The sequence below is a fragment of the Anaerovirgula multivorans genome, assembly GCF_900188145.1.
GTDB classification, from domain to species: Bacteria; Bacillota; Clostridia; order Peptostreptococcales; family Natronincolaceae; genus Anaerovirgula; species Anaerovirgula multivorans.
The window spans coordinates 1-5,383 of the sequence record NZ_FZOJ01000072.1 but is presented as its reverse complement, the minus strand read 5'-3'; the positions used below and the strand labels follow the sequence as shown (position 1 = coordinate 5,383).

Below are 5,383 nucleotides of genomic sequence, written 5' to 3'. Positions count from 1 at the left end.
TTGTTTGTCAATAGTGAATTAGCACTATTTGTTAATTATATTCTTATGCAATTTTCAAGGATCAAAAAACTTATTTTCTTAAGTTGATGACAGTGGGTTTTGGGGTGAAAAATGGGGGGGGATTAGGCTAAAAAACGCCCGATTTTAGCCCTGCTTTTTAGACGAAAATATAGATGACATTGGTTGATTTTTATGATGACAGATGAACAAGTAGATTTTTAGCAATTAACAGGAAGGAAAAATTACTCTTCATATTGAAGAGGAAATTTATATTTTATAAAAAATGAGGTGATTTAAATGAGAAATTTTTAAGATTTATAAGTCAAACATAAAAGGAGGGCTTATATGCCATATTTTAAATATAATGACAAGTCATGTTACTTTGAGGAACAAGGAGAGGGCATTCCTGTACTTTTCTTGCATGGTAATACTGCTTCATCAAATATGTTTTACGATGTAATTGAAACATATACTAAGGATTATAAAGTGATTCTTATAGATTTTTTGGGGCATGGAAAATCAGACAGAGTTGAAAAACTTAATACTGACTTGTGGTATGATGAAGCATTGCAGGTAATCGCATTCTTGGAACAGACAAAATATAAAAAAGTGCACTTAATTGGGAGCAGTGGCGGTGCGTTGGTTGCTATAAATGTTGCCTTGGAGCGACCTGATTTAGTAGATAAAGTCATTGCAGATAGTTTTGAGGGAGAAATCCCTATAAAAGAATTTACTCAAAATGTAATTGCAGACCGAACAGTTTCTAAGCAGGATGAAGGTGCAAAGGAATTTTATTTTTCAATGCATGGTAGTGATTGGGAAAGCATTGTTGATAATGATACAATGGCTATCTACGAACACGCTAAGTCTATTGGAAAGTTTTTTCACAAGCCATTAAGCACACTTCATTCGGAAATTCTGCTTACGGGTAGTAAAGAGGACGAGTTCGTTAGCCTTATTAATCCAGACTATTTTTCGACTGTTTATACAAACTTAATTGAGAAAATCGGACATGGAGAGATGCACATATTCCCTAAAGGGGGGCATCCTGCTTTACTTTCAAACAGAGATGAGTTTGTTATGATAGCAAAAAAGTTTTTACATAGGTAAAATGAGAATGGCTCAAAGCTACGGAAAGTTGATTTGGATAAGGCTCGTTTGGAAAGAGAAATGAATAGCCTTCCGTTAGATGCCAAATATGGAAAAAAAATCATGATATGACAATTCGCTTGGATGGGTTCCTCATTCATTGTAGAAAAATTTACATTTACGAGGTGAGAAGATGAACTTCTTTATAGATGACTGGATAGATAAACTTGTATCAAAAATAAAAAATGAATATGGGGATAGGGTTGCCTTTATCGGTTTGCAAGGAAGCTATAAACGCAAAGAAGCGAGTGACAGCAGTGACATAGATATTGTTGTTATTCTGAACCAGTTAACTATGCAAGATTTGAAAAAATATCGAGCGATAATTTCTCAAATGCCTTATAAAGAAAAAGCCTGCGGATTTATTTCTGGACAAAGTGAAATTTTAAGTTGGGAAAAATCTGATTTGTTTCAATTCTATTATGATACGCAGCCAATCTACGGCAGTATAGACCATTTGCTGCTGTTGATTGACAAAGATGATGTTAAGCGTGCTATAAAAATAGGTGCGTGTAATCTGTATCATGCGTGTTGCCATAATTTCCTCTATGAAAAAAGCTCTGAAATGTTATCAGCACTTTACAAGTCAGCATTTTTTATTTTGCAAGCCAAATATTTTGATGAAACAAACCAATATATAAGCAGTAAGACAGACTTGGTAAAACATTTAGATGGAATAGATAAAGAGATACTGAATATTTGTATCGATAGAAAAAAACTAACTGCAATGAATGAGGATGATTTGGCCTTATATTATGATAAAATTATCTGTTGGAGCAGTAAACTTTTACAATCCTACTGATGAGGTGGTAAGCATGAAAAAAGAATTATCAGAGATGTCATTGAAAGAATTATGGAAATTGTTTCCTATTATCCTTAAAGAGCATAATTCCAAATATAAAGAATGGTATGAAATCGAAGAAAGGCAGCTTTTCAATTGCATCAACAATGAGGATATAAAACGTATCAACCATATCGGAAGCAGTGCGGTAGAAGGATTGATTTCAAAACCGACTGTAGATATTTTGCTAGAAGTTGACAATAATTGCGATATTATAAAGCTAATTGAAATTCTAAATATTAATGGCTGGATACTTATGTCCAGTGAGTATGAACCAGTTTTAAGATTTGTGTTCAATAAAGGATATACACCGGATGGGTTTGCGGAGAAGGTTTACCATCTTCATGTTAGGTATTTGGATGATTGGGATGAGTTATATTTTAGAGATTACCTATTAGATCATCATGATGTCGCTGTCCAATATGCAAATCTCAAATTGAAATTATGGAAAGAATTCGAACACAACAGAGATGGATACACAGAAGCAAAAACAGAGTTTATTAAGAGATATACGGAAAAAGCAAAATTTGAATATACAGGTAGATACATACCAAAGTGAGTATACCTGATATTTCTTAGACATAATAAAGATGATCCAAGGGCATTGATATGTAAAAATCTTGATGCCTCTTTTATTGTTTGACATATATCAGGTCAGGCATCTTGATTTTGGCAGATTCATTTCCGGATTTATTGTCATCCCATCCGGTGCTCCGTTTTATGGTCTACATGCACTGGATTGGGATATCACTTACCTCGCAGCAACAGTAGTTACATTTGTTTGGTCTGTATTTCACTTGTTAATTTGAAATTATGCTAATGTCTATATCTTACCTTTTATAAATGAAAGCCAAGCAAAGATTGTAAAGAGGATTTATATAGATTTTCTAGATAGAAAAGGAGCAAATAGAATAGCCAGAGAACTTGAAGAAGAAGGGATTCCCAATTGGAATGGTAAAACCAAATGGTATGAAAGCAGTATTAGAAAAATGCTCAGCAATGAAAAATATAAAGGAGATGCCCTACTTCAAAAGACCTACACTGTAGACTTTCTTACCAAGAAAAGGGTTGAAAATACCGGAGAGATTCCACAGTACTATGTAGAAGAGCATGGGATAGCAAAATTAGACTATGCAACAGTAATAACTCCCTTGCAGGCAGGATTATTTGTGGCAACTGTGGAAGTACCTTCGGCAGAAAGGTATGGAACTCTACAGACGAAAGGCTAAGAAGAGTAATTTGGAGATGTAATAGGAAATATGAAAAGAAGGTCAGGAAAAGTTGCGATAATGGGCATATTGACGATAGAGTTTTATATCTAGCCTTTGTAAATACATTTAATGTCATGATTGAAAATAAGGACAATTTTATTAACAAACTGAAAAGTTTCAAGGATATTGTCTACGTTCATCCTCTTGTAGAACATTCATGGGGACAAAAAGTTGTACGTTTTTATGACTTGGATAAACATATTATAGAAGTCGGTGAAAATATAGTAATGGTCATAAAACGATTTTTAAATAGCGGTCTTTCTATTGAAGAAACAGCTGTTCAAATGGATGTACCGGTAGATTATATTAAATCATCTTTGAAATAAGATAATAGAACGATATTAAAAATAATGAAAAAGTTATAATTATATTGGAGTCGTTATTCCAATTCTAAGCTCCAAGAGGATTTACGTAATCCAATCTATATAGCGGAGGTGAATAATTGTTTGAAAAGTAGCAAAGAGGATCTACTAAAAAGAGGGTTTGCTGTCCAAGAAGATATTGCTTTGCTTAGTGGAAAACCACAGGAAGAGTTACTGGACTTATTGCACTCTGATAATGCAATTATAAGAACAGCTTCTGCTTATAATCTTTCAAGTACAAAGCAAAATAAAAAAATTGTTACTGATGAATTATTGAAACAGCTTTCAGTTGAAAAGTGTTTATATACAAAGCTTGCGATATGTGAAAGCCTTGAGAAGGGTGACATTGATACTGCAAAACAAATGATAAATTATCTTGGGAAAATAGGCAACAATCAGCACAAACAGTTACCTGACAAAGTTTCGCTAAAGAAATCTTTTCCTCTACCGCGGGATATAATTGCTCGTTCACTTGGCAAAATGTCGGTAATTGTGTTTCCTGTATTGATAGATGTTTTGCAGAGTTGTGACATTGAAAAAATTAGTGAAGCGTTAGATGCAATAGGATTTATGGTTTTTTATAATCAGCAATTATCGAATGAAAAAAATGCACAGGCAATTTATGACGTTATGGAAAAACATCAAGACAGCAGTTTGTTTTTATGGAAAGGTATTTTGTGTTTATCCGCTTTTCCATTGGTGAAAAGCAAAAAAATTCTTGAAGGTTTTATCAGTCAAAACAATCTTTTAGGAGAAGAAGCAAAAAGGTCATTAAATCTCATAAACGCAAGATTATGAGTATACACCTTAGCATCAAAAATAATAAAGAAAATCCAAAGGCATTGAGATGAAAAATCTTGATGCCTTTGGATTCATATAAACTCAAAAAACAACTTAATAAATCCGCCATCAGGAAAAAACTTATGAGGCCATGTTCTTCTTTATTGAAAAGTATGGCCTTCTCGATTTTCCGCAAAAGATGACCGGCTGGAACCAGCATATCCAGACAGGCGATTTTCATATTGTATCGTAAATCTTGACTTCGTTCTAACGTTGTCAACTATCCTCTTCTATTATACCATCTCGAGTGTTGTGTCACACTCAAACATGTAAAAAAGTCGAGCATTTTCCAATACTCGACTTTGATGATGTTCGATCAGTTTCCATGGCTAAGATTGATTAGCAGCGCTTCCTTTGTTGCTGTTTCACTTCTTCCATAAGAGGTAAAACAGTCGAACTAACACCGCTACAGTAATCCAGACGAATATGTTTGATATCATATTTGTAACTAAGCCCGCAAAACTTACATAAACATATCCAACCACCAGCAAAAAGTACATTGCTAGCATTACCCTATCTGTTTTTTTCATTGTTATTGTTATACTCCTATGAATTATTTGGCATAGATACTGCAAATAGAAGTGGATTAGATTAATATCACAAAGTCCAACTACTAAAATTAATTATACAGTACCTTAAGCACAAACGCAATGCAAACTCCGCTTGCAAAGAGCAAACGGAGCAGTTTTTTTGACACTCTGATGCTACCAGCTTCAAACGACATTATTATTGACGGCTCGAGCCATGTGGAAGTGGTAACTCGAATGCACTTTAATGGAAAGAAATAGAAACTACAATATACAGCTGATTTTCAAACATCGAGACCACTGTCATCAACTTAATAAGCTCCTTGAAAATTGCATAAGAATATAACGAAATCTGGAAGCTCAAAATAAAGAAAAAAGATAAACTACCTTAAT

Annotated in this window: 6 protein-coding genes; all 6 read left to right on the top strand. The window is 33.8% G+C overall.

Translation table 11 applies throughout. The annotated features are described in order from the left end of the window. Nucleotides 1–345 precede the first annotated feature (345 nt). The 6 genes from CHB72_RS25315 (at nucleotide 346) to CHB72_RS25290 (ending at nucleotide 4,421) form a co-directional block, all read left to right on the top strand. Nucleotides 346–1,110 carry an alpha/beta fold hydrolase gene (locus tag CHB72_RS25315; protein ID WP_089285644.1) on the top strand — a complete coding sequence of 255 codons (765 nt, stop codon included), beginning with the start codon at nucleotides 346–348 and terminating at the stop codon, nucleotides 1,108–1,110. 172 nt (nucleotides 1,111–1,282) lie between these two features. Next, on the top strand, nucleotides 1,283–1,951 hold the full coding sequence (locus CHB72_RS25310) for a nucleotidyltransferase domain-containing protein (protein WP_089285643.1): 669 nt from the start codon (nucleotides 1,283–1,285) through the stop codon (nucleotides 1,949–1,951). Between the two features lie 13 nt (nucleotides 1,952–1,964). Then, the gene (locus tag CHB72_RS25305; protein WP_089285645.1) at nucleotides 1,965–2,549 is read left to right on the top strand and encodes a GrpB family protein; all 585 of its coding nucleotides are present in this window, start codon (nucleotides 1,965–1,967) and stop codon (nucleotides 2,547–2,549) included. A gap of 268 nt (nucleotides 2,550–2,817) precedes the next feature. Continuing rightward, nucleotides 2,818–3,219 carry a recombinase family protein gene (locus CHB72_RS27645; RefSeq protein ID WP_330397131.1) on the top strand — a complete coding sequence of 134 codons (402 nt, stop codon included), beginning with the start codon at nucleotides 2,818–2,820 and terminating at the stop codon, nucleotides 3,217–3,219. Then, the gene (locus tag CHB72_RS28440; protein ID WP_408606593.1) at nucleotides 3,114–3,587 is read left to right on the top strand and encodes a recombinase zinc beta ribbon domain-containing protein; all 474 of its coding nucleotides are present in this window, start codon (nucleotides 3,114–3,116) and stop codon (nucleotides 3,585–3,587) included. The genes CHB72_RS27645 and CHB72_RS28440 overlap by 106 nt, the downstream gene beginning before the upstream one ends. 120 nt (nucleotides 3,588–3,707) lie before the next feature. Next, nucleotides 3,708–4,421 carry a hypothetical protein gene (locus CHB72_RS25290; RefSeq protein WP_207652651.1) on the top strand — a complete coding sequence of 238 codons (714 nt, stop codon included), beginning with the start codon at nucleotides 3,708–3,710 and terminating at the stop codon, nucleotides 4,419–4,421. Nucleotides 4,422–5,383: the final 962 nt, after the last annotated feature.